Genomic DNA, 24,769 nt, shown 5'->3' on the forward strand with positions numbered 1-24,769 from the left:
CGCAAGTAAGGGTAAATAATATGAAGAAGGCAAAGCTTAGCCTCGCCTGGCAGATCCTCATCGGTCTGGTTCTGGGGATAGCAATAGGTGCATTGCTTAACCATTTCAGTGCCGAAAAGGCCTGGTGGATCAGCAATGTTCTTCAACCGGCGGGCGATATCTTTATCCGTCTGATCAAGATGATCGTGATCCCGATCGTGATCTCCTCGCTGGTCGTCGGCATCGCTGGCGTTGGGGACGCGAAAAAACTCGGGCGCATCGGTCTGAAGACCATTATTTACTTCGAGATCGTCACCACCATCGCCATTGTGGTCGGTCTGGTGCTGGCCAACGTGGTCCATCCGGGCAGCGGCATCGACATGAGCACCCTGGGTACCGTGGATATTTCCAAGTACCAGGCCACTGCCGCCGAGGTTCAACATGAACACGCGTTCATTGAAACCATCCTCAATCTGATCCCGTCGAACATCTTCGCAGCCATGGGCCGCGGCGAGATGCTGCCGATCATCTTCTTCTCCGTGTTGTTCGGTCTCGGTCTGTCGAGCCTGCAATCGGACCTGCGCGAACCGCTGGTGAAGATGTTCCAGGGCGTGTCGGAAAGCATGTTCAAAGTCACCCACATGATCATGAACTACGCCCCGATCGGCGTGTTCGCACTGATCGCGGTGACCGTGGCCAACTTCGGCTTCGCCTCCCTGCTGCCGCTGGCCAAGCTGGTCGTCCTGGTTTACTTCGCCGTTGCCTTCTTTGCCTTCGTGGTGCTGGGCCTGATCGCTCGCCTGTTCGGCTTCTCGGTGATCAAGCTGATGCGCATCTTCAAGGATGAGCTGGTCCTGGCCTACTCCACCGCCAGTTCCGAAACCGTGCTGCCGCGCGTGATCGAGAAGATGGAAGCCTACGGTGCGCCGAAAGCCATTTGCAGCTTCGTGGTACCGACCGGCTACTCGTTCAACCTCGACGGCTCGACCCTGTACCAGAGCATCGCGGCAATTTTCATTGCCCAGCTGTACGGCATTGACCTGTCGATCAGCCAGCAATTGCTGCTGGTACTGACCCTGATGGTCACCTCCAAAGGCATCGCCGGCGTACCGGGTGTGTCCTTCGTGGTGTTGCTGGCCACTCTGGGCAGCGTCGGTATTCCACTGGAAGGCCTGGCGTTCATCGCCGGTGTCGACCGCATCATGGACATGGCCCGTACCGCGCTGAACGTGATCGGCAACGCCTTGGCCGTGCTGGTCATCTCGCGCTGGGAAGGCATGTACGACGACGCCAAGGGCCAGCGCTACTGGAATTCCCTGCCGCACTGGCGCAGCAAGGAAAAGCTGCCGGTTGGTGAAACCTCCAGCAACTAATGCCCGCTCCCACAAGAGCCCCCAACAAACCCCGGAGAAATCCGGGGTTTGTCGTTTCTGCCTACCCCGCTATCATTCGCCGCATCTTCCGGGGGATTTGACTGATGCTTAATGGCCTATGGCTTGGCTTCTTCATCGTGGCAGCCGTATCGGCGCTGGTGCAGTGGCTGATCGGCGGTAACGCCGGGATCTTTGCGGCGATGGTGGAAAGTATTTTCGCCATGGCCAAATTGTCGGTCGAGGTCATGGTCCTGTTGTTCGGCACCCTCACCCTCTGGCTGGGCTTTCTGCGGATTGCCGAGAAGGCCGGCATCGTCGAGTGGCTGGCCAAGGCGCTGGGCCCGCTGTTCCTGCGCCTGATGCCGGAAGTGCCGGCCGGTCATCCCGCCATCGGCCTGATCACCTTGAACTTCGCCGCCAACGGCCTGGGCCTGGACAACGCCGCCACACCGATCGGCCTCAAAGCCATGAAGGCGCTGCAAGAGCTCAACCCCAGTGCGACGATCGCCAGCAACGCGCAGATCCTCTTCCTGGTGCTCAACGCCTCCTCCCTGACCCTGCTGCCCGTGACGATCTTCATGTACCGCGCCCAACAAGGCGCGCCTGATCCGACGCTGGTGTTCCTGCCGATCCTGCTGGCCACCAGCTGCTCGACCATCGTTGGTTTTCTGTCCGTCGCCTTCATGCAACGCCTGCGTATCTGGGACCCGGTGGTGCTGGCCTATCTGATTCCCGGCGCCCTCACCCTCGGCGGCTTTATGGCGCTGCTGGCGACGCTCTCGGCAACCGCGCTGGCGAGCCTGTCATCGATCCTCGGCAACGTGACGCTGTTCGGCTTGATCATGCTGTTTCTGATTATCGGCGCGTTACGCAAAGTGAAGGTCTACGAAGCATTCGTCGAAGGCGCGAAAGAAGGCTTCGATGTCGCCAAGAACCTGCTGCCGTATCTGGTGGCAATGCTCTGCGCCGTGGGTGTGCTGCGGGCGTCCGGGGCGCTGGACTTCGGTCTGGACGGGATTCGTCATCTGGTGGAGTGGGCCGGGTGGGACACACGTTTCGTCGACGCGCTGCCGACGGCCATGGTCAAACCCTTCTCCGGCAGTGCCGCCCGGGCAATGCTGATTGAAACCATGAAGACCGAGGGGGTGGACAGCTTCCCGGCGCTGGTGGCGGCGACAGTCCAGGGCAGCACCGAAACGACCTTCTATGTATTGGCGGTATATTTCGGCGCGGTGGGCATCCAGCGCGCACGGCATGCGGTGGGCTGCGCGCTGCTCGCGGAGCTGGCCGGTGTTCTTGGCGCGATCGGGGTTTGCTACTGGTTCTTCGGCTAACCGAAAAACCTGTGGGAGCGGGCTTGCCCGCGATGGGGTCGGAACATTCAACATTTCTGTTAACGGTTAGATTGCCATCGCGGGCAAGCCCGCTCCCACAGGGGTTCAGTGGTGGCTTCAAGGTCTCGGCGGCGGCGCGACTTTCTGACCTTGCTCCACCGTCCAGGCCACCACCTGCGCCGTCAGCTGGTCGCTGGCCTGGCCAAACCCGGCGACTACCGCCGGCACCTTCACATCGCTCAGCGGCTGACGCACTTCAAAGCGCCGACTGGCGAGGATGCGCTGGTCATACCCACGCACCAACAACGCATCCAGCCGCACGACCACACTCGCCGCAGAGCCCTGATATTCAGTCTGGAACGCTTGCAGGTTGCCGCCCAGTTCCAGGTCCGCCTGGAGATTGCTGTCATCGGTGCTGAGCAACGGCACCCGACCGTCACGCTGGAAACCATCGAGCAGACGATTGCGCAGCAGCACCGGCGCCGGGTCGCTCCAGCGTGAAGCCTTGTAGCTGCTGATCAGGTCTCCCTGGGGGATCACGGCGATTTTCGGGTTGTTCAGGGCTTCGCTGGTCTGTGGCTTGGCCAGTCGCAACGACCAGTGCAACATCGCACTGTGATTGGCCGGCGGGCTGCTCTGGGCCGAGGGCAACCGGTAGACATCGGATGGCTCGGACTTGGGCAGAATCGAGCAGGCACTGGTCAGTGCAAAACCAGCAGCCAAGGCTAGTGGGATCAGCTTCATGGCGTGAACTCCTTGTTCTTGTCACTGCCCAGCAGGTAACCGCTGGGGTTGGCTTCAAGCCGCTGGGAAATGGTCCGTAGCGAGCTCAAGGTATCGCGCAACTCACGCACCGCCGGTGCCAGGCCATTGAGGCCCTGCATGCCGTTGTTGAGGGAATCCTGATTAGTGGTAAGCAATGAGTTGATGGTCGCGCTGCTCTGTTCCAGGGACTTCATGGCTTGCTCGGCACTGCCGAACATCTGCTTGCCCTGATCGTTGAGCAGGCCGTTGGCGTTGCGCATCAACGCAGCGGTTTGTTCGAGAGTGGCGGAGGCCTGTTTACCGATCGACGCCAGTTGCTGCATGGCCTGACCGATGTCGCCGCGCTGGTCGGCGATGGTGCCGGTGGTTTGCTCCAGATGCTCAAGGGTCTTGCTGATGCGCTCGACGTTTTCCGAAGAAAACATCTGATTGGCGTTCTGCATCAACACGTTCACACCGGTCATCAGGTCGTTACTGTCGTTCATCAATCGGGCGATGGGCGAGGGCGATGCCACGATGGTCGGCAAATTGCCGTCCTTACCCTTGAGCTTCGGACTTTGTGGCGTGCCGCCGCTGAGCTGAATGATCGAGGTGCCGGTGATCCCGGTCAGTGCCAGTTTGGCCTGGGTGTCTTCCTTGATCGGGGTGTCTCCGCCCAGGCGGATGCGCGCCAACACCCTGCGTGGATCGCTCGGGTCCAGGCGCAGCGTCACCACGTCACCGACCTTGATCCCGCTGTACTGCACGGCACTGCCCTTCGACAGGCCGCTGACCGCCTCATTGAAGACGATTTCGTAATCCTTGAATTCGGTGTCGACGCTGGACTTGGCCAGCCACAGACCGAAGAGCAGGGCGCCTGCCACCACCATGACGGTGAACAGGCCGATCAATACGTGATGGGCTCGGGTTTCCATGTCAGACCTCATTGAGCTGGTTAGCGGCCGTCAGCGCCGCGCGGCCGCGAGGGCCATGGAAGTATTCGTGAATCCACGCGTCGTCGGTTTCCGAAACCTTATCGATGGCATCCGCCACCAGTACTTTCTTTTGCGCCAGCACCGCCACCCGGTCGGTGATGGTGTAGAGCGTGTCGAGGTCGTGGGTGACCAGAAATACACTCAAACCCAACGCATCGCGCAGGGTCAGGATTAACTGATCGAACGCCGCCGCGCCAATTGGATCGAGGCCGGCGGTGGGTTCGTCGAGAAACAGAATGTCCGGATCCAGCGCCAGCGCCCGGGCCAGGGCGGCGCGCTTGATCATGCCGCCAGACAGTGACGCCGGGTACTTGTCGGCCGCTGATAACGGCAATCCGGCCAATGCCAGTTTCACCGCCGCCAGGTGCTCGGCGTCGGTACGGCTCAGGCCGGCATGTTCTATAAGGGGCAGGGCGACGTTCTCGGTCACCGTCAGCGAAGAGAACAGGGCGCCTTTCTGGAACAACACACCGAAGCGCCGTTCGACCAGCGAGCGCTCGTGCTCCGACAGGCTCGGCAAGTTCTTGCCGAAGACCTTCACCAGCCCTTCGCTGGGTTGGCGCAAGCCGACGATGCTGCGCAACAGCACCGATTTGCCGCTGCCGGAACCGCCGACCACCGCAAGAATTTCGCCTTTATACAAATCCAGATCGAGGTTCTCGTGCACGCTCTGGCGGCCGAAGCGATTGCATAGCCCACGGACTTCGATCACCGCCTCGGTAGGCGCTCGGGGTAGACGACTCACCAGCCCATCTCCATGAAAAACAATGCAGCCACGGCATCAAGGACGATCACCACGAAAATCGACTGCACCACACTCGACGTGGTGTGTGCACCGACAGACTCGGCACTGCCACTGACCTTGAAGCCTTCGAGACAGCCGATGGCGGCAATCAGGAACGCAAAAATCGGCGCTTTGACGATCCCCACCAGAAAGTGCTGAACGCCAATGTCCGATTGCAGCAGCGACAGGAACATCGCCGGAGAAATATCCAGTGACAGCGCGCAGACCACACCACCGCCGACAATCCCCGACAACATCGCCAGAAAGGTCAGCATCGGCAGCGCTACCAACAACGCCAGCACACGTGGTACCACCAGCAACTCCATCGGATCGAGGCCGAGTGTGCGGATCGCGTCGATTTCTTCGTTGGCCTTCATCGAGCCGATCTGCGCGGTGAACGCACTGGCGGTGCGACCGGCCATCAGGATCGCGGTGAGCAACACGCCGAATTCCCGCAGAAAAGAGAACGCCACCAGGTCCACGGTAAAAATGCTCGCGCCGAAACTCGCCAGCACGGTCGCGCCGAGAAACGCTACCACGGCGCCCACCATAAAGGTCAGCAGGGCGACGATGGGAGCGGCGTCGAGGCCGGTCTGCTCAATGTGCGCGACCATCGGCGTGAGGCGCCAGCGCTTGGGACAAAACAGCCCGCGCGCGATGGTTTGCAGGATCAGGCCGACAAAACCCAGCACCTGCAGGCTGTCCTGCCAGACCGCATCGACCGCGCGGCCGATACGGGCCAGCAGTTGAATGCCGACGCTGATTTCCGGCTCTTTGATCGGCACGCAGAAATCAGTCAGCGAGCAATACACCGTCTGCAGCAAGGCGCGATCGGCGGAGGAAAGGGTGCAATCAGGGTGTTCGGCGGACTTGCCCAGACGCTCGGAACCCAGCAACTCCACCAACAGCGATGCACCCGCCGTATCCAGGGCACCGAGGCCGTTTAGGTCGATGGGGGTGTTGTTGTCGTATTGGCCACGGAGCTTTTCGCTCAGGTGGTTGAGGTCGGCGTAATGGGCGAGCGTCCAGTCACCCGTGACCCGCAGCAGGGCAGGGCTGTGGGAGGTGTCCAGTCGGGCACTGCCGGGCGTTGTGCTGCTGGTCATAAGCTCCTGCTTGTTCGGCAATTGCGCAGACCTGATTAATAGCACGAACCGCGTTACTTATCTTTGATGGGTGTGCTGTCCATGACTTTGAAACGCAGCACGCCGATCAACTGGCCGTCTTCGGTGAGCACCCGAACCTGCCATTTACCCGCAGGATTGCCGGGGAAGTTCTGCTTGTGGGTCCAGGCGCGGTAGCCTTCCTTGCGCCCGCCGTGGATATCCAGAGGGATGCGGTCGACCTCTTTACCGTTGAACATCCAGACGTGATAAATCCGCTCGTCCAGCCCCCGCGGGGCATTGATCGCGGTGTAGGCGTACAAACCGTCGCCACGAATCTGCTCGGCGCTGACTTCTTCCAGGCTCTTGCCGGGGGTACGGTCCTGCATTTGGGTGCTGATCGCCACATCGGTCATCCACAGGGTGGCCGGCGGCACCCAGGAACGCAGCACCCAGCCGACAGCGCCGATACCGATGGTGATGCTGAGGATCGCCAACGCATTGCGCACGGTCCGAATCGGGAAGATCGACGCCAGGCTCGGGAACGACAGCACCATGGCGATGCCCAGCGCCAGTTTGAAACTCTGGGCGGTGGTCAGGTGCAGGATGACGGGCAGGGCGGTCAGCAGGGCCGCGAACAGGGTCAGGGTGTGCAACGCCAGGAACGCCCAGCGGCGCGGCGCCAGCCATTTGTAGTAGAGCGGGTCGATGATCGAAATCAGCGCCGCCATGCTCAACAACCCGGTGAAGAACAGTTGGCCGCTGTTCCAGGTGGTGGTGATGAAAAAGAACGGCAGGACGAAGAACAGGCTTTCCTGATGGATCATCTGCGTCGCGTAACGCAACAGGGGCTGGGGTATTTCGCGCTTGAAGACCTTGGCGAACAACTCAGTGAGGCTGTTTTCCAGCATCAGCCAGACCCAGCTGACCAGCATGATGGTGGTGATCCAGGTCGCCAGGCTTTGTTGGCGATCCACCAATATGAAGCTGCCGACCCCGGAAATGAAACCGCCGAGCGCGATGACCCCGGGATAGCGCTTCATCAATTCCAGGATGCGCTGTATGTACAGGGTCAGAGTCGGCATTCGGCGGTTCACAATAGTCGTGGGAAAAATCCCCGACAGGGTACCGTCCGAGGGGCCCTGTGGCGAGGGTTCCGGTTACGTTGACCAAACCCAAAACCCTGTGGCGAGGGAGCTTGCTCCCGCTGGGTCGCGAAGCGGCCCTAAAACCACCCACCGCATAATTTCAAGTAGATCTCCGATACCGGTTTACGGCTGCTGCGCAGCCGAGCGGGAGCAAGCTCCCTCGCCACAGGGAAATAACTACCTTCTGCGGTGAACACGCCAACCCAATACCCCAAGCACCATCAATCCAAATACCCCGGCAATCGCCCACATCAACTGGTCATAACTCATCAGCGGCTTCTCGATCCGCAAATACCCCGGTTGCAGCAGCAACTCACGCATCGCCGTGTTCGCCTCGGCCAGCGTCACTTCTTGCAGTGCCTTGGCCGGGTTGGTGAAATGGCCGTCCTCGTAGTCCCCAAGGGCGCTCCAGTAGTAATCCGCCAGAGCGCTGTTGCCTTGCACGGCCCAAGTCTGGCGGGCGATGGCGGCGTCCTTGAGGCGAGCGAAGGTGGTGGCATCAAGACCGTTCTTGAGCAAATCGGCTTTGAGCTCATCCAGCACCTGTTCAGCTGCCGGCACGTCGCCGCGTTCAAGGTCGGCGTTCAGGCTCATGAAGCCCACTCCGCCAAACACCTCACGCTCGGCGGAGGGTCCATAGGACAACCCATGGACCAGGCGCAGCTGGCGATAGAGCGCCCAATCCAGGTAGTCCTTGAGCAAATCGAACGTTTCGTCGTGCTGGTCTTCCTGCACCGGCTCCGGCACCAGCCAGTGCAACTTGGCGCCGCCACCGACAAGACCGTGGCTCAGAGTGCGCTCATGGGCCGCGCTGGCCTGGATTGCCGGCAAGGGCAGGTGATCGGCAGGCTCAACGGCTACGAGCGCGCCATACGCCCGCTCCAGATAGGCCGGCAGCAGGCGGTCGAGCTCGCCGACCACGATCAGGGTCATGTTATTGGGCGCGTACCAGGCTTTGCGCACCTTCTCCAGTTGCTCGCGGGTCAGGTGATCGACTTCGGCGCGCTCTGGGCATTTGAGGCCCAGCTCCACCGCTAACTGATTACTGGCGGTGTGGCCCAGGTCCTGGCGATCGAGCCAGCGTTGCAGGTGCGAATAATGGCCACCGTCTTCGCGCTCGACCACCTGCTTGGCGACGTTGATAGCGTTGTCGTCGATACGGGTCTGGGTCAGCAGCGCCAACAACAGATCGAGGGCCTTACGCTGGTTTTTCGCCGGCACTTCGATGACGAACGTGGTGTCGGCATTGCTGGTGTAAGCGTTCCACTCACCACCCAGGCTCTGCATGCGCTCTTCCAGACCACCTTCGCCGGTGGCATCGATACCGCTGAACAGCAAGTGCTCGAGCAGATGCGGCAGCTCCTTGTCGGCGCAGCTGAAATCATCCAGACCCACGCCGACCACCAGCCGAATCGCCACATGCCCGCGCTCGGTGCCCGGTTTGAGGACCAGTTGCAGACCGTTGGGCAGCGTATAGCCCTCGACCTGAAAGCGATCCAGGGCAAATGAAGGCAGGGAGCCAAGCAACAGACAAGCGAACAGCAGACAACGCATAACGAGTTTCCGTACGACCAGCGTAATTACTACAGACTTCAGGCAACTGTGGACGTTCAGGGTGAATGAGTGATGTCAGCCATATCGTCGACTGCCAGAGCGCCAGTGTCCGAAGTACCCAATACCGCATAGGCGCTGCTGCAAAACAGCGAATTGAGGCGCCTCATGTCAGCGATCAGCTCCAGATGCAGCGAACTGGTCTCGATGCTTTGCACAATCTTACGGTGCAAACGACTGACATGGGCGTGGGCCAGGCGGCGTTCCTGTGCGCGAAAGCGACGTTTCTCCCGCAGTAACTGGCGAGCACTTTCCGGGTCGGAACTGAGGAACACCGACAACCCCAGACGCAAGTTGGCAATCAGCTGGCTGTGCAGCCCCGCCAACTCTTCCAGACCGACCTCGGAAAACGACCGGCGCTGCGAGGTTTTCTGCTGCTGAACTTTGCGCAGCATGCGTTCGATCACGTCGCTGGCCAGCTTCAGGTTGATCGCCAGCTCGATGGTTTCCGCCCAACGCTGGCTGTCCTGTTCGCTGAGGTCTTCGCGGGGCATTTGCGCCAGATAGAGTTTGATCGCGCTGTAGAGCGCTTCGACATCATCGGTCAGACGCCGGATTTCCTGGGTAACGGCTGTCTGTTTGCCGCGCAGTACGGCGAGCATGGCTTCGAGCATGCTGTCGACCAGATCGCCGATGCGCAGGGTTTCCCGGGCGGCATTGGCCAGTGCCAGGCTAGGGGTCACCAACGCCGTCGGGTCAAGGTGCCGCGGCTTGGCCGTGCCGTTGATGTCCGGCCGCTCCGGCAGCAGCCACGCACAGAGCCTGGCCATCAGCCCGACGCTGGGCAACAGGATCAGGCAACGCGTGGTGTTGTAGATCAGGTGGAAGCCGATGACCATTTCTTGAGCGCTGAAGTTGAAGCTGTCGATCCAGTGCACCAGTGGATCGAGCACCGGAATGATCAGCAGCAGACCAATCAGTTTGTACAACAGGCTGCCCAGCGCCACCTGACGACCAGCAGCGTTCTGCATGCTGGTGCTGAGGAAAGCGAGAATGCCGCTGCCGATGTTGGCGCCGATCACCAGGCCGATCGCCACTGGCAGACTGATCACGCTGGCACCGGCGAGGGTCGCGGTCAGCAGGACGGCAGCCAGGCTGGAGTAGGAAATCATCGCGAATAACGCACCGACCAACGCATCGAGCAAGATGTCGCCGGTCAGTGAGGCGAAAATCACCTTCACCCCCTGAGCATGAGTGATCGGCGTGGCGGCCTCGACGATCAGTTGCAGCGCCAGAATGATCAGCCCCAAACCGATGCTGACCCGGCCCATCTGCCCGACCCGGGTCTGTTTGCGCGACAGGAAGAAAATCACCCCGAGGAAGATCAGCAGCGGCGACAGCCACGACAGGTCGAGGGTCAGTACCCGCGCCATCAGTGCGGTACCGACATCGGCGCCGAGCATGGTCGCCAGGGCCGGGGTCAGCGCCATCAGGCCCTGACCGACAAACGAGGTGACGAGCATGGCGGTGGCGTTGCTGCTCTGGACCATGGCGGTCACCATGATCCCGGCGATAAACGCCAGCCAGCGCCTGGACATGTTCTGGCCGATCACGTGGCGCAAGTTGGAGCCATAAACCCGCAAGATGCCGGTTCGGACGATGTGCGTGCCCCAGATCAACAAGGCCACGGCCGATAACAAATTGAGCAGGGTGAGCATACAGGCCCCCTGTGGTGGTAGCGCCCCAGTGGGGCAAGTTGACGGTGCCGCGCGTTTTTCTACGTTCTGTACTTAAGCTGTAGTTGGCTAACGGTCTGGACGCCAGCATCGCATAGCTAAAGAAGCGATTGAAACAAAACTGTCATGAAAACAGTTTGATGCAGACATGACAAAGGGGCCCGAAGGCCCCTTTGTCATGGCAGGGTGTTCGGGTTATTGGCCCGGAACATCCTTGCGCAGTTTCACCGGCTCTTGCTGTGTGCGTTTTTTCGCAATTGCGGTGCGCATCTTGATGTTGATTGCTTCCACTGCCAGCGAGAACGCCATGGCGAAGTAGACGTAGCCTTTTGGCACGTGCACATCAAAAGACTCGGCAATCAGCACGGTACCGACGATCAACAGGAAAGACAGCGCCAGCATTTTCAGCGACGGGTGCCTGTCGATGAACTCGCTGATGGTGCCAGAAGCCCACATCATCACCAGCACAGCAACGATGATCGCCGCGACCATGACCGGTACGTGGGACACCATGCCAACGGCAGTGATGACCGAGTCCAGTGAGAACACAATGTCGATGATCGCGATCTGAATAATGGTGTAGAGGAAGTTGCCGCCCTTGCCGCTCGGCTCCTCATTGGTTTCGTCTTCGCCTTCCAGCGCGTGGTACATCTCTTGCGAGCTTTTCCACAGCAGGAACAGACCACCGAAGAACAGGATCAAGTCACGCCCGGAGATACCCTGACCGAATACTTCGAACAGGTCTGCGGTGAGGCGCATGACCCAGGTGATCGACAACAGCAACAGAATCCGCGTGACCATGGCCAGTGCGAGGCCGAAGATCCGGGTGCGCGCCTGCATGTGCTTGGGCATGCGGCTGACCAGGATCGAAATCATGATGATGTTGTCGATGCCCAGAACGATCTCCAGGGCAGTCAGGGTGAAGAAGGCAACCCAGATTTCAGGGTTGGTCAGCCATTCCATGTGTATTCCTTTGAGGATGTGTTAAACCACGAAGGGCCCGGGCTTCATACAGCAAAGCCTGGACCCGTCATGGTGAGTCTTGGGCTTATAGCGTGCTGAACAGCGGAAAGATCCCCATCAGCAAGGCCGCCACCAGTATGCACAGGCAAACCAGCACTGCCCATTTCAGGGTGAACCGCTGATGGTCACCGAACTCGATACCGGCCAGGGCTACCAACAGATAGGTCGAGGGTACTAGCGGGCTCAGCAAGTGGACGGGCTGACCGACGATCGAGGCACGTGCCATTTCTACCGCGGTTATACCGTAATGACTGGCGGCTTCGGCAAGTACTGGTAACACGCCGTAATAAAATGCGTCGTTCGACATGAAGAACGTGAACGGCATGCTCACCAGCGCGGTGATCACGGCCAGGTACGGGCCGAGGAAATCCGGGATGACTGCCAGCAGGCTCTTGGACATCGCGTCGACCATGCCGGTGCCCGTCAGGATACCGGTGAAGATACCCGCGGCAAAGATCAACCCGACCACCGCCAACACGCTACCAGCGTGGGCCGCAACGCGGTCCTTCTGCTGTTGCAGGCAAGGGTAGTTGACGATCATCGCGATACTGAATGCCACCATGAACAGCACCGGCAGCGGCAACAGGCCAGCAATCAGGGTGCCCATGAGCGCCAGAGTCAGCGCGCCGTTGAACCAGATCAGCTTTGGACGACGGGCATCCGGGAACTGCGAAACGCTGATTTCGCTGTGGTCGATTTCATCACCGACCAGATGCAGCTCACCCAGACGCGCACGCTCGCGTTTACCGTAGACGTAGGCAATCGCCAGAATCGCCACCACGCCGGCCAGCATCGCCGGAATCATCGGCACGAAAATGGCGGACGGGTCCACATGCAGCGCACTGGCCGCACGAGCGGTCGGACCACCCCATGGCGTCATGTTCATCACGCCACCGGCGAGGATGATCAGACCGGCCATGATCCGCGGGCTCATGCCGATGCGGCTGTAGAGCGGCAGCATGGCGGCCACGCAGATCATGTAAGTGGTGGCGCCATCACCGTCCATGGACACGATCAGCGCCAGAACGGCGGTACCGACCGACACTTTCAACGGGTCGCCTTTGACCAGTTTGAGGATCTTGCGCACGGCCGGGTCGAACAGGCCGGAGTCGATCATCAGGGCGAAATAGAGAATGGCGAACATCAGCATCACGCCGGTCGGCGCGAGCTTGGTGATGCCTTCAAGCATCATTGGGCCGATCTTCGGCGAGAAACCGCCGAACAGGGCGAAGATGATCGGGATGATGATCAGGGCGATCAGCGCGGACAGGCGCTTGGTCATGATCAGGAACATGAACGTGATGACCATGGCAAAGCCAAGGAAAGTCAGCATAGGAATACTCCAGGCGTAGCGTGGCTAGGGAATGGGCGAACCGGTTGGGTCAGCGCAGAACGGGAAGCACGAAACGTACGGGCGGAGTTGCAGCGAAGAGGCGGATAGGAGTGGACATCAGAATCACCATTGTTGTTGTTAAATGGGCCGGGCGGGCAATAAAACACTCGCGTTGGCCAACCGGTCTGTTGCCGGCAGTGAGGCGATCCTAATCGGGGAAGCTTTCAGCCAGCTTTCGCGGATGAAAGCATTGACCGAATGTACGACCGGTCGTCGGGCGGGTTTAAAGTCTGTAGGTGCGGGGTCAGGAGCAAGACATGGGCGAACCCATGCAGGATATCGCCCACTGTCATTGCTCGATTTGCCGTCCGCCGAGGCCGAAGAACAATTCTGATCAGAAAACAGACAGGTCCAGCGGACGGATCGCCCCCATCCAGATCGCGTGTTCGGTGTGGTCGAGCAGATCGTTGCCGGTATCCGGGTGCAGGAACACCACCAACCCCTTGCGATTGAGCGCCAGCCACGGCAACACCTCGCCAAGGTATTGCGGCTCGAAAGCCAATTGGCAACTCCAGTCCGGGTGCGGGCCGACCGGGCGTTCATGCACCCGGCCCATCTTCAGTGGAAACAATTGCGCGGCCTGCTCACACAAGGCCCGGGCCTGCGGGAGGGTGCTGGCGTCGAAATAGACATGGGCGTGGTAGCCCTTGATCGGTTGCATCTGAAACCCCTTTAAACCTGATCGAACCCACACCGTTCCCCACAGGTCTCACGTTATATAGGCAGGACGTCGGAGCACAGCCATGAAAAACGCCGAAACCCCGGTAGTGAAGGTAGTGCTTTATGGTGCCATGAGTAGCCTGGGCAGTGCGCTGATGGCGCAAATGCTGCGGCGCCAACATGAAGTGATCGCGATTCTCGATGACCTGACGGCGCTCGCACCACGTCCGGGGTTGCGCACCAAGGCCGGCAATCTGTTCGATGCCAAGCGGGTCAAGCAGAGTGTGGCTGGCTGTTCGGCGGTGATCTGTCTGCTCGATGCGCCGGGGTTGCCAATGAACAGTGAACACATCGAGAAATCCATCGTACCCGGCCCGGTCGAGCAGGTGCTGGCGGTGGATGCACTGATCGACGGCATGCAGGCCGCAGGCGTTGCCCGGCTGTTTGTGGTGGGTGATTTCGAGGTGCTGGACGATCCGGAGATAGACGACCCATTGCAACGCGACGCCGCCGAAGAAATCCGCGAGGCGCTGCAAAGCAGCCCATTGCACTGGACCCTGGTGAATGCCCCACGCGGCGTGCCGGGGCTGTCCATCGAGCATTTCAGCCACGTCAGCACGAGCCTGGAACGTGGCCTGGCCGAATCGCTGGAACGGCTGAACCGCGTTGCCGTCGGGATTGCCGATGAGTTATGGCTGAATCTGCATGTTGGTCAGCATGTGAATTTTGTCGCGACTTCGGAACCGTAAAGCCCTCATACCGCAATCGATGGCAAAGGAAGGCCATTGAGCGATTGCGCACTGCTGGCCTGTTCCGCCATCAACCAATCCACAAACGTTTGAATCAACGCCCCGCGCCGTTTGCGCTGAGGCAGGACCACGTAATAACCCAGCCTGGAAATCACTGTCTCGGCAATCGGCCGACACAACAAACCTTGCGCCAGCAAGTTATCTACAAGGTGCCGCCAACCGATCGCAACGCCCTGGCCGCCAATCGCCGCTTGAATCAGCAAGGTGTAATTGTCGAAGCGCAGTTGCCCCGGTGCTGGCGCCGACGTGATCCCCAGCTCGCGAAACACACCGCTCCAGTCGAACCAGTTGCTGCTGTGTTCGCCTCGCAAGTGCAGCAGTGGAAACTCCAGCAATGACTGAGCCGGCAAGGGCAGGGGACGATCCTTCAAGAGCAGTGGGCTGCACACCGGAAACACCTCTTCGCTGAACAGCCAGTGACTCTCACCCTGCTTAAACCGACCATCACCGAACAGCACCGCCACATCGATATCAGTGCGCAGCATGTTGTGGCTGCGTTCACTGGTAACCAGGCTGACGTCCACTTGAGGATTGGCGGTATGGAAGCGGTGCAGACGAGGCATCAGCCAGTACGCGGCGAAGGCGAAGTCAGTCGCCACCTGCAACACTTCGTGCTGCTGTTGTGCACTGATCGCACTCAATCCTACGTCGATACTCTGTAAACCGAGCTGAACTTGCTCAAAGAGAATCGCGCCAGCCTCGGTCAGTTCGATACCGCGATGAATGCGGTCGAACAACCGTGTAGCGAGCTGCTCTTCCAATCGTTTGATCTGCTGGCTGATGGCCGGCTGCGTGGTGCCGAGCTCCACCGCAGCGGCAGTGAAACTGCGCTGGCGGGCCGCGGCTTCAAAGGCACGCAGCAGGTCCAGAGACAAATCACCGAGGGCGTCATACATAAGCTGTGCTTATCCTAGTCATTGCCTGGCATGGGCTTTACCACAAAGGTAATGGGCTCCATGCTCGATCACAGCACTCTCGCATAAATATCCACTATGGAATGCCGCGATCACATGAAGCGCAAAAATATTCTTTTCATCATGGCCGATCAAATGGCCGCGCCAATGTTGCCGTTCTACGGCCCTTCGCCCATCAAACTGCCGAATCTGAGCCGCCTCGCCGCCGAAGGCGTGGTGTTCGACGCCGCGTACTGCAACAGCCCGCTCTGCGCGCCGTCACGTTTCACCCTGGTCAGCGGTCAGTTGCCGAGCAAGATCGGCGCCTACGACAACGCGGCCGACTTCCCGGCCGACGTTCCGACCTATGCCCACTACCTGCGGCGCCTCGGCTATCGCACCGCGCTGTCGGGCAAGATGCACTTCTGCGGCCCGGACCAGTTGCACGGCTATGAAGAACGCCTGACCAGCGACATCTACCCGGCCGACTACGGTTGGGCGGTGAACTGGGACGAGCCGGACGTGCGGCCGACCTGGTACCACAACATGTCGTCGGTGCTGCAAGCCGGGCCCTGCGTGCGCACCAATCAGCTGGATTTCGACGAAGAGGTGGTGTTCAAGGCCCAGCAATACCTGTTCGATCACATCCGCGAAGATGGCGACCAGCCGTTCTGCCTGACCGTGTCGATGACTCACCCACACGACCCGTACACGATTCCCAAGGCATTCTGGGATCTGTACGACGACGCCGACATCCCTTTGCCGGAAACACCCGCACAGGATGAACTCGATCCGCACTCCCGGCGCCTTCTCAAAGTTTATGACCTGTGGGACAAGCCGCTGCCTGTGGATAAGATTCGCGACGCGCGCCGTGCCTATTTCGGTGCGTGCAGCTATATCGACAGCAACGTCGGCAAACTCCTGCAAACACTCGAGGAAACAGGGCTGATCGACGACACCATCATCGTGTTCTCCGGTGACCACGGCGACATGCTCGGCGAGCGCGGGCTCTGGTACAAAATGCACTGGTACGAAATGGCCGCCCGTGTACCGCTGCTGATCAGTGCGCCGGGGCAATTCGGCGCCGGCCGCGTCAGTGCGGCGGTCTCCACCGCCGATCTGTTGCCAACCTTTGTGGAATTGGCCGGTGGCTCATTGGAGCCAGGCCTGCCGCTGGACGGCCGCTCGCTGGTTTCACACCTGCAAGGGCAGGGCGGTCACGACGAGGTGTTCGGCGAATACATGGCCGAAGGCACCATCAGCCCGTTGATGATGATTCGGCGCGGCGCCTACAAATTCATCTACAGCGAAGACGACCCTTGCCTGCTCTTCGACGTACACAACGACCCGCGTGAACAGGAAGAACTCAGCCATTCGCCGCAATATCGTCAACTTTTCGAGGATTTTCTCGCCGAAGCACGGACTAAATGGAATATCCCAGTGATCCACCAACAGGTGCTCGCCAGTCAGCGACGCCGGCGTTTCGTCGCCGACGCCCTGACCATCGGCAAGCTGAAGAGCTGGGATCACCAGCCACTGGTGGACGCCAGTCAGCAGTACATGCGCAACCACATCGACCTCGACGATCTGGAGCGTAAAGCCCGTTATCCACAACCCTGCCAAAACCAATAATGTTAAGGGGACGTCCATGCAAAAGTTATCCACAGTACTGACAGTCGGGCTTCTGACTCTGGGCAGCGCCTCGGCCTACGCCGAGCAAAGCTGCGAAACGGTGAAAATGGCCGACCCAGGCTGGAGCGACATCGCCGCCACCAACGCCATCACCGGGTTTCTGCTGGACGGCATGGGCTACAAGGCCAAGGTCGACACGCTGGCGGTGCCGATCACCTTTGGCGGTCTGAAGGATGGCCAGGTGGACGTCTTCCTCGGCAACTGGATGCCGGCGCAGCAAGGCTTCTACGACAAGTTCGTGGCCAACGGCGACGTGACTCAACTGGCGAAGAACCTCGACGGCACCGAGTTCACTCTGGCAGTCCCGGATTACGTTTGGGACGCGGGTGTGCATAACTTTAATGACTTGAACAAATTCTCCGACAAGTTCGACAAGAAGATCTATGGCATCGGCTCCGGCGCCCCGGCGAACATTTCGCTGCAAGAGATCATCAAGAAGAACAACTTCGACATGGGTCAGTGGAAATTGATCGAGTCCAGCGAGCAGGCAATGCTGGCCGAAGTATCCCGCGCCGTGAAGAAACAGAAGTTCGTGACCTTCCTCGGCTGGACGCCACACCCGATGAACGTGCAGTTGAAAATGCATTACCTGAAGGGCGGCGAGAAGTACTTCGGTGACACCGGCAGCGTTTATACATTGACCCGCAAAGGTTATGCACAGGCCTGCCCGAACGTCGGCAAACTGCTCACCAACCTGAGCTTTACCCAGGAAATGGAGAACAGCATCATGGCCGAAGTGGTGAACAAGAAGGTCAGCAATGCCGACGCGGCCAAGGCGTGGATCAAGGCCAACCCGGTGGTGCTGGATAAATGGCTGGACGGTGTGAAGACTGTGGACGGGAAGGATGCGTTGCCTGCGGTCAAAGCCAAACTGTAAGGTTCGATGACGCCATCGCGGGCAAGCCCGCTCCCACAAAGATCACCGCGAACCTGTGGGAGCGGGCTTGCCCGCGAATCGGTTGCCGCCCTTGCGCTACCGCATCTGACACACCAACCTGACGCATTTGTAGTCACTCACCGAGAGGACCCATGGCCTTCCCCAGCCGCCATTCACTCTTTCCCTTCCTGACCTGGTTGCCCCGGCAAACCCGCGCCAGCGTCGGTCGTGATCTGATCGTCGGCCTGAGCGGCGCGATTCTCGCGTTACCACAATCGATTGCCTACGCCCTGATCGCCGGTCTCCCACCGGAATATGGCTTGTACGCCGCCATTATCCCGGTGCTGATCGCCTGCCTCTGGGGTTCGTCGTGGCATTTGATCTGCGGTCCTACGGCGGCCATTTCCATCGTTCTGTACGCCAGCGTCAGTCCTCTGGCCGTCCCTGCGTCACAGGACTACGTCACGCTGATCCTGCTTTTGACCCTCCTGGCAGGCATTTTCCAGTGGTTGCTGGGTTTGCTGCGATTCGGCGCCCTGGTGAATTTCGTCTCTCACTCGGTGGTGCTGGGCTTCACCCTCGGCGCGGCGGTGGTGATTGCCATCGGGCAACTGCCGAACCTGCTGGGGCTGGACGTGCCCAACCAGGCCACGGCGCTCAACAGTTTGATGATGCTGCTCAATCACCTCGGCGAGGTGGACAAACCCTCGCTGCTATTGGGCCTGGCCACGGTCGTGGTGGGTGTCGTGCTGAAACTGCTGGTGCCACGCTGGCCGACGCTGTTGATCGCTCTGGTCCTCAGCGGTTTGCTGGTGTGGTTGTGGCCAGCGATGTTCGGTCATGTGAAGCTGGTCAGCGCGTTTGTCGGGCGGCTGCCGCCCTTCAGCCCGCTACCGCTGGATCTGGACCTGATATTGCGCCTGCTGCCCAGCGCGGTAGCGGTCGGCATGCTCGGGCTGGTGACGAGCCTGTCAATTGCGCGCTCCTTGTCGGCTCGCTCACAGCAGTTGCTCGACGCCAATCAAGAAGTCCGGGCCCAGGGTTTCTCGAACATGGTCGGGGCGTTTTTTTCCGGCTCGCTGTCCGCCGGTTCCTTCACTCGCTCGGGCCTGAGCTACGATGCCGGTGCCTGTTCACCGCTGGCCGGCGTTTTTTCGGCGCTGTGGGTGGCGCTGTTCGCGATCTTCGGTGCGGCATTGATTGCGCACATCCCGATTCCGGCCATGGCTGGCAGCATCCTTTTGATCGCTTGGGGATTGGTGGATCATCGCGGCATTCGTGCGTTGTTGCGGGTCAGCCATGCCGAATTCCTGGTCATGACGCTGACCTGTGTCGCGACCCTGTTGCTCGAGTTGCAGACGGCGATCTACGCCGGGGTGCTGGCGTCGCTGTTCTTCTACCTTAAACGTACCTCGCAACCACGGGTACAGCACTGGCGTGATGGCGACGAAGACATTCTGAGGGTCGGCGGTTCGATCTTTTTCGGCGCCAGCCATTACCTGCAAGTACGCCTGCAGCGAATGCAAGGCGCACGGGTGGTGATCGAGGCGCAGCAGATCAACTTCATCGACTACTCAGGGGTGGAAATGCTACACCAGGAGGCGCGACGGCTACTGCGCCAGGATCGCAGCCTGACCCTGCGGCAGGCACGACCGCAGGTGGTGGAGGAATTGAGGAAGCTCGAAGGCGCGGAGAAATGCCCGATCCGTTTTGAGGATTGACCCCCCTGAGATAAACACCGATCTGTGGCGAGGGGGCTTGCCCCCGTTCGGCCGCGCAGCGGTCGTAGCAGTTTTGGGACGGCTTCGCCATCCAACGGGGCGATGCGGCGTTCCGACAAGCCCCCTCGCCACAAAAAACTACAGCGCCAGTTGCCGGCGGAGTTCGGCCAGCACCGGCGCCGTATCCGGGCGCACACCGCGCCACAGATAGAAAGCTTCCGCCGCCTGCTCAGCCAACATGCCCAAGCCATCCATCGCCACCGCCGCGCCGTGCTCGCTGGCCCAACGGCAGAACGAAGTAGGATCCTTGCCGTACATCATGTCGTAGCAGACCGTCTTGCCCGGCTCGATCAAACTGCTGGCAATCGGCGGTACATCGCCTGACAGGCTGGCGGACGTGGCGTTGATGATCAGGTCCACCGGCTCGCGCAACCAATCGAAACCGCTGGCCGACACCGGCCCCAGATCGGCAAACAATTGCGCCAGCAATTCGGCTTTTTCCACCGTGCGGTTGGCAATGATCACCGACGCCGGTTGCTCCGCCAGCAGCGGCTCCAGCGCGCCGCGCACCGCGCCACCGGCACCCAGCAGCAGGATGCGTTTGCCCGCGAGGCTGAATCCAGCGTTGACCGTCAGGTCCCGTACCAGCCCGGCACCATCGGTGTTGTCGCCCAGCAGACTGCCATCGGCCAGTTTGCTCAGGGTATTCACCGCGCCGGCCCGTTGCGCCCGCAGGGTCAAGCTGTTCGCCAGGCGATAGGCGTCTTCCTTGAACGGCACTGTCACATTCGCCCCACGGCCTTCGCGGAAAAATTCCAGCGCACAGCCGGAAAAATCGTCGAGGGGCGCCAGCAAGGTGCTGTAGTCCAGTTTCTGCCCGGTCTGCTCGGCGAACAGACGGTGGATCAACGGCGACTTGCTGTGGCCGATCGGATTACCGAATACGACGTAACGGTCCATCAGAATTCCTCGTTCAGGCCTTGGCCAACCAATCGCGGTCTTGCAGGAAGTATTCGGTCAGGCGCGCTTCTTCACTGCCCGGCTCGGCCTTCCAGTCGTAGGCCCAGCGTACTTGCGGCGGTAACGACATCAGAATCGACTCGGTGCGCCCGCCCGATTGCAGGCCGAACAGCGTGCCGCGGTCATAGACCAAGTTGAATTCAACGTAGCGACCACGGCGAAATTCCTGGAACTCACGCTGTTTGGCGGTGAACGCATCGTTTTTACGGCGTTGCACGATCGGCAGGTACGCGTCGATGAACGCATCGCCAATGGCGCGCATGAAGGCGAAGCTGGTGTCGAAGTCCCACTCGTTCAAGTCATCGAAAAACAGACCACCGATGCCCCTTGGCTCGTGGCGATGCTTGATGTGGAAGTAACTGTCGCACCAGGCTTTATAGCGCGGGTAGACGTCCGGACCGAATGGCGCGCAGGCCTGTTCGGCGACGCGGTGCCAATGCACGCAGTCTTCTTCATTGCCGTAGTAAGGGGTCAGGTCGAAGCCACCACCAAACCACCAGACCGGCTCTTCACCTTCTTTTTCAGCGATGAAAAAGCGCACGTTGGCGTGGGATGTCGGTACATGGGGGTTGTGCGGGTGAATCACCAACGACACGCCCAGGGCTTCGAAGCCTCGACCGGCCAGTTCCGGCCGATGAGCACTGGCGGACGGCGGGAGGCCGCTGCCAAACACGTGGGAAAAGTTGACACCGCCCTTTTCGATGACTGCGCCGTTTTCGATCACCCGGGTGCGACCGCCACCACCGGCGGGCCGGGTCCAGGCGTCTTCGACGAAACGCACGCCACCGTCCTCGGCTTCCAGGGCAGCGCAAATGCGGTCTTGCAGGTCGAGCAGGTAGGCTTTTACGGCCTCGGTGCGGGTAGTCATGGCATCACCTTGAATCGGGCAAAGCTACGCGGCGCTCCATCAGAGCGGGGGCCGGCGCAAATGGGCCCGTAGCATAACATCGCAGACGAGCCTGCCGCAGTTGACGAAGGTCAAGCTTGGGAGTTCGATAGGGCGCTTGGCGCTACAACTCTAGAAGCCAAGACCTAAGGAGAGTGCAGATGGCAAAGCGTATCCAGTTCCGCGCCCATGGCGGCCCCGAAGTGCTCGAATACGTGGATTACCAACCCGCCGAGCCCGGCCCGCAACAGGTACGCGTGACCAACAAGGCCATCGGCCTGAACTTCATCGATACCTATTACCGCAGCGGTCTTTATGCGCCGCCAGCCCTGCCATCGGGGCTGGGCGCTGAAGGCGCGGGCGTGGTCGATGCAGTCGGTAGCGCAGTCACCCGCTTCAAGGTGGGCGATCGCGTGGCTTACGGCAGCGGCCCGTTGGGTGCCTACAGCGACGTGCATGTCTTGCCGGAAGCCAACCTGGTGCACCTGCCAGACGCCATCAGCTTCGAGCAAGCCGCCGGCGTGATGCTCAAAGGCCTGACCGTGCAGTACTTGTTGCGTCAGACGTATGAACTCAAGGGCGGCGAAACTATTCTGTTTCACGCCGCGGCCGGCGGCGTCGGGTCGCTGGCCTGCCAATGGGCCAAGGCCCTGGGGGTGAATCTGATCGGCACGGTCAGTTCAGCGGAAAAAGCGGCCCTGGCGAAAGCCAATGGTGCCTGGGCGACCATCGATTACAGCCATGAAAACGTCGCACAACGCGTGCTGGAATTGACCGACGGTAATAAAGTCCCGGTGGTGTACGACGGCGTAGGCAAAGATACCTGGCTGACGTCGCTCGACAGCGTTGCCCCGCGAGGGCTGGTGGTGAGCTTTGGCAATGCTTCGGGCGCAGTAGAGGGAGTGAACCTGGGGATTCTCGCGGCTAAGGGTTCGCTGTACGTGACCCGGCCGACGCTGGCGACCTACGCCAACAATGCTGAAAACCTGCAACGCATGGCTGATGAACTGTTCGAGATGATCATCAGCGGCAAGCTGAAGGTGGACATCAGCCAGCGGTATCCACTGGCTGATGCGGCGAAGGCGCAAACCGAGTTGTCGGCGCGGCGTACGACTGGCTCGACGATTCTGTTGCCTTGACACCAGATTGTGGCGAGGGGGCTTGCCCCCGTCGGACTGCGCAGCAGTCCCCAACCCGATGATGCGGCCTGCCAGTTAGAACGCATCGCTCATTGGCGGGCGCTTCGCACCCGAACGGGGCGGTGCGGCGCTCCGACAAGCCCCCTCGCCACATTAATCCGGGCGCACCACATGGCCGGTAGCCAGATCGCGAATCACGCTCGGGTTTTTACGCCCGCCCAGATGGCCACCGAGCACATAATCAACCTGCCCCCGGAAATACTGCTCCACGCGAATCCGCGTCCGTGCCGCCGGCCGGCCCTGAGGGTTCGCCGAGGTCGACACCAACGGCCCGACCAACGCACACAAATCCCGCACCACTGGGTGATCGCTGACCCGCAACGCCACAGTTTCATGCACACCGGTAATCCACTGCGGCAACATATTCTGATGCGGCACCAGCCAGGTGTTGGGACCCGGCCAAGTGCTGGCCATGCGATCCATCCACAGTTCAGGGAAGTCTTCGAAGAGGAAGTCGAACTGACGGATATTGTCGGCCACCAGAATCAGGCCTTTATCCACAGACCGTCCCTTGATCAGCAACAGCCGATCCACCGCGTCTTCGTTCCACGGGTCGCAACCCAGGCCCCAGACAGCTTCGGTTGGGTAGGCAATGACCGCCCCGGCGCGAATTTCTCGTGCGGCTTGTTGCACACGCCAACTGTTAACCATGAAAAACTCTCCGGAATAAGGCTCTGCGCAGTTTACCGATCTTCCTTATAAAACCTAGCTTACCCGCGCAAACCATCGGCCGCTCTCACAGACCGCCCGGCCGTCCATCTCAAGCTCCGTCAGCGCCGCCAGCACTTTCGACAAGGCCCAGCCGCTGGTGACCGACAAGGCTTCGCTGGTATGAGGCGCCGCGTGGAGCAACACGAGCAGTGGATGAGTCACCGTCGTTTGCGGCGCTTCTGTGGATAACGGCAACCGTTGCCAGCCGCGCAAGGCCTCAAGGATGTGCTCGATGGTTTCCACCAGCACCGCACCGTCGCGAATCAGTTGATGGCAACCCTTTGCGCCAGGGTGGTGGATCGACCCTGGAATCGCATACACCTCACGCCCCTGTTCCGCCGCAAGCCTCGCGGTGATCAATGAACCGCTGGTGACGCTTGCCTCAACCACCAGCACGCCAAGGGACAAACCGCTGATAATTCGATTGCGCCGGGGGAAGTTGCTCGGGGAAGGGCCGGCGTCCAGCGGGAACTCCGAAAGTACCGCGCTTCCCGAGGCGATCATAGCGTCCGCCAGTCGTCGATTACGCTGTGGATAAAAATTTTCAAGCCCCGTGCCAAGCACCCCTACCGTTTGCCCGCCAACATCCAGAGCCGCCTGATGCGCGGCGGCATCGATACCCAGGGCCAGACCGCTGGTGATGACAAAACCGGCGCCGGCCAGACTGCGGGAAAACGCAGTGGCGGTGTCCATGCCCGGTCGCGACGCGCGACGACTGCCGACCATCGCCAACTGCGGTTTTTCCAGAATGCCCGGATCGCCGGCGACGAATAACAGCGGCGGCGCATCACTGATTTGCGCCAACAGCGCGGGGTAGTCCGGTTGGTCCCACATCAGTAAATGCTGGCCCGGATGCTCTAGCCAGGCCAATGCGTGGCTGGCGCCATCACGAATTTCACTGGAGCGCCGGGCCTGCGCACAAGCGAGAGGCAAGCCCAACGCACGCCAGGCACTGGCCGGCGCGCTGATGGCTTTGGAGGCAGAGCCGAAGGCTTCAAGCAACTTCTTGAAACGCGCCGGACCGAGTTCGGGCAAAAGGTGCAGGCGTAAACGGGCTTCCAGTTCCGCAGGGGAAACGGACGTACAGGCAGACAGCGACATGGATCATCCTTGATCGTTATAAAGTCCCGTCGAATCG

Annotated in this window: 22 protein-coding genes; 7 read left to right on the forward strand and 15 right to left on the reverse strand. The window is 60.5% G+C overall.

The window, feature by feature from the left end; translation table 11 throughout:
- The first annotated feature begins 20 nt into the window (after positions 1–20).
- Together gltP and J3D54_RS07935 are read left to right on the forward strand one after the other, a co-directional pair.
- Positions 21–1,352, forward strand: a complete 1,332-nt coding sequence (gltP, locus tag J3D54_RS07930) for a glutamate/aspartate:proton symporter GltP (RefSeq protein ID WP_253417413.1) — start codon at positions 21–23, stop codon at positions 1,350–1,352.
- Positions 1,353–1,456: 104 nt separating this feature from the next.
- Positions 1,457–2,686, forward strand: coding sequence for a nucleoside recognition domain-containing protein (locus tag J3D54_RS07935; protein WP_253417414.1), 1,230 nt, complete (start codon positions 1,457–1,459; stop codon positions 2,684–2,686).
- Between the two features lie 117 nt (positions 2,687–2,803).
- On the opposite strand, the gene J3D54_RS07940 is transcribed toward J3D54_RS07935, so the two are convergent.
- The 10 genes from J3D54_RS07940 to J3D54_RS07985 all read right to left on the reverse strand — a co-directional run bounded on the left by J3D54_RS07940 (position 2,804) and on the right by J3D54_RS07985 (position 13,824).
- Entirely contained in the window at positions 2,804–3,430 is a 627-nt protein-coding gene (locus J3D54_RS07940) for an ABC-type transport auxiliary lipoprotein family protein (protein WP_253417415.1), read from the reverse strand.
- A complete protein-coding gene (locus tag J3D54_RS07945) occupies positions 3,427–4,365 on the reverse strand; it encodes an MlaD family protein (RefSeq protein ID WP_253417416.1) in 939 nt (312 codons plus the stop codon). Before J3D54_RS07945 ends, J3D54_RS07940 begins: the two co-directional genes overlap by 4 nt.
- A 1-nt stretch (position 4,366) precedes the next feature.
- Positions 4,367–5,170 carry an ABC transporter ATP-binding protein gene (locus tag J3D54_RS07950; RefSeq protein WP_007941535.1) on the reverse strand — a complete coding sequence of 268 codons (804 nt, stop codon included), beginning with the start codon at positions 5,168–5,170 and terminating at the stop codon, positions 4,367–4,369.
- Positions 5,167–6,315, reverse strand: a complete 1,149-nt coding sequence (locus J3D54_RS07955) for an ABC transporter permease (RefSeq protein ID WP_253417417.1) — start codon at positions 6,313–6,315, stop codon at positions 5,167–5,169. Before J3D54_RS07955 ends, J3D54_RS07950 begins: the two co-directional genes overlap by 4 nt.
- Before the next feature lie 53 nt (positions 6,316–6,368).
- On the reverse strand, positions 6,369–7,397 hold the full coding sequence (locus J3D54_RS07960) for a DUF5924 family protein (protein ID WP_253417418.1): 1,029 nt from the start codon (positions 7,395–7,397) through the stop codon (positions 6,369–6,371).
- 240 nt (positions 7,398–7,637) lie between these two features.
- On the reverse strand, positions 7,638–9,014 hold the full coding sequence (locus J3D54_RS07965; protein ID WP_253417419.1) for a pitrilysin family protein: 1,377 nt from the start codon (positions 9,012–9,014) through the stop codon (positions 7,638–7,640).
- 56 nt (positions 9,015–9,070) lie between these two features.
- Entirely contained in the window at positions 9,071–10,729 is a 1,659-nt protein-coding gene (locus J3D54_RS07970) for a Na/Pi cotransporter family protein (RefSeq protein ID WP_253417420.1), read from the reverse strand.
- Between the two features lie 213 nt (positions 10,730–10,942).
- Positions 10,943–11,710, reverse strand: a complete 768-nt coding sequence (locus J3D54_RS07975; protein WP_253417421.1) for a TerC family protein — start codon at positions 11,708–11,710, stop codon at positions 10,943–10,945.
- An 85-nt stretch (positions 11,711–11,795) separates the two neighbouring features.
- Positions 11,796–13,103: a CitMHS family transporter gene (locus J3D54_RS07980; RefSeq protein ID WP_018927294.1), complete on the reverse strand. Its 1,308-nt coding sequence runs from the start codon at positions 13,101–13,103 to the stop codon at positions 11,796–11,798.
- Between the two features lie 394 nt (positions 13,104–13,497).
- The gene (locus J3D54_RS07985) at positions 13,498–13,824 is read right to left on the reverse strand and encodes a DOPA 4,5-dioxygenase family protein (protein ID WP_253417422.1); all 327 of its coding nucleotides are present in this window, start codon (positions 13,822–13,824) and stop codon (positions 13,498–13,500) included.
- Between the two features lie 82 nt (positions 13,825–13,906).
- Here J3D54_RS07985 and J3D54_RS07990 point away from each other — a divergent pair, with 82 nt between their 5' ends.
- Positions 13,907–14,572, forward strand: coding sequence for an NAD(P)-dependent oxidoreductase (locus tag J3D54_RS07990; protein WP_253417423.1), 666 nt, complete (start codon positions 13,907–13,909; stop codon positions 14,570–14,572).
- A 5-nt stretch (positions 14,573–14,577) separates the two neighbouring features.
- Here the strand turns inward: J3D54_RS07990 and J3D54_RS07995 are convergent, their stop codons facing one another.
- On the reverse strand, positions 14,578–15,528 hold the full coding sequence (locus J3D54_RS07995) for a LysR family transcriptional regulator (protein WP_253417424.1): 951 nt from the start codon (positions 15,526–15,528) through the stop codon (positions 14,578–14,580).
- Positions 15,529–15,642: 114 nt separating this feature from the next.
- Here J3D54_RS07995 and betC point away from each other — a divergent pair, with 114 nt between their 5' ends.
- From betC to J3D54_RS08010, 3 genes are all read left to right on the forward strand, one after another.
- Complete coding sequence (gene betC / locus J3D54_RS08000) at positions 15,643–17,157, forward strand: choline-sulfatase (protein WP_253417425.1); 1,515 nt, start codon at positions 15,643–15,645, stop codon at positions 17,155–17,157.
- A 16-nt stretch (positions 17,158–17,173) separates the two neighbouring features.
- Positions 17,174–18,094: a choline ABC transporter substrate-binding protein gene (gene choX / locus J3D54_RS08005; protein WP_253417426.1), complete on the forward strand. Its 921-nt coding sequence runs from the start codon at positions 17,174–17,176 to the stop codon at positions 18,092–18,094.
- 152 nt (positions 18,095–18,246) lie between these two features.
- Positions 18,247–19,815, forward strand: a complete 1,569-nt coding sequence (locus J3D54_RS08010; protein ID WP_253417427.1) for a SulP family inorganic anion transporter — start codon at positions 18,247–18,249, stop codon at positions 19,813–19,815.
- Positions 19,816–19,953: 138 nt separating this feature from the next.
- Here the strand turns inward: J3D54_RS08010 and aroE are convergent, their stop codons facing one another.
- A complete protein-coding gene (aroE, locus tag J3D54_RS08015; protein ID WP_253417428.1) occupies positions 19,954–20,775 on the reverse strand; it encodes a shikimate dehydrogenase in 822 nt (273 codons plus the stop codon).
- Positions 20,776–20,788: 13 nt separating this feature from the next.
- A complete protein-coding gene (gene hemF, locus J3D54_RS08020; protein ID WP_253417429.1) occupies positions 20,789–21,703 on the reverse strand; it encodes an oxygen-dependent coproporphyrinogen oxidase in 915 nt (304 codons plus the stop codon).
- 179 nt (positions 21,704–21,882) lie between these two features.
- On the opposite strand from hemF, the gene J3D54_RS08025 reads away from it, so the two are divergent.
- Entirely contained in the window at positions 21,883–22,860 is a 978-nt protein-coding gene (locus J3D54_RS08025; protein ID WP_253417430.1) for an NADPH:quinone reductase, read from the forward strand.
- A 153-nt stretch (positions 22,861–23,013) separates the two neighbouring features.
- Here J3D54_RS08025 and J3D54_RS08030 read toward each other — a convergent pair whose 3' ends face one another.
- Positions 23,014–23,571: an L-threonylcarbamoyladenylate synthase gene (locus J3D54_RS08030; RefSeq protein ID WP_253417431.1), complete on the reverse strand. Its 558-nt coding sequence runs from the start codon at positions 23,569–23,571 to the stop codon at positions 23,014–23,016.
- A 54-nt stretch (positions 23,572–23,625) separates the two neighbouring features.
- Positions 23,626–24,732 carry a DNA-processing protein DprA gene (gene dprA / locus J3D54_RS08035; protein WP_253417432.1) on the reverse strand — a complete coding sequence of 369 codons (1,107 nt, stop codon included), beginning with the start codon at positions 24,730–24,732 and terminating at the stop codon, positions 23,626–23,628.
- Between the last annotated feature and the right edge of the window lie 37 nt (positions 24,733–24,769).

It is taken from the genome of Pseudomonas sp. GGS8 (assembly GCF_024168645.1).
In the GTDB taxonomy this organism is placed as follows: Bacteria; Pseudomonadota; Gammaproteobacteria; order Pseudomonadales; family Pseudomonadaceae; genus Aquipseudomonas.